This is a genomic window from Methylophaga sp. UBA5088 (assembly GCF_002414625.1).
Taxonomy (GTDB): Bacteria; Pseudomonadota; Gammaproteobacteria; order Nitrosococcales; family Methylophagaceae; genus Methylophaga; species Methylophaga marina.
The window spans coordinates 27,609-27,819 of sequence record NZ_DIAC01000085.1; the positions used below are offsets into that span (position 1 = coordinate 27,609).

1 protein-coding gene is annotated in these 211 nt (G+C 43.1%); it reads left to right on the forward strand.

What is annotated here, in order from left to right:
* A partial coding sequence (locus tag B4K20_RS10655) for a TorF family putative porin (protein WP_289282868.1) occupies positions 1-211 on the forward strand: 211 nt, incomplete at both ends.

Genomic DNA, 211 nt, shown 5'->3' on the forward strand with positions numbered 1-211 from the left:
CGCATCTGGCCTGTATGCTGGAACATGGGCGTCAAACTTAAGTGATAGCTCTGACAGCAATATCGAGATTGACCTTTATGTTGGCTTTGCTAATGAGTTTGGTGATACAGGTATTGGCTATGACTTTACCGTTTTACGCTACATGTACCCAGGTCAAAACAGCAATGATGAATTAGATTACACCGAATACCTTGGTGCTCTGTCTTACAGC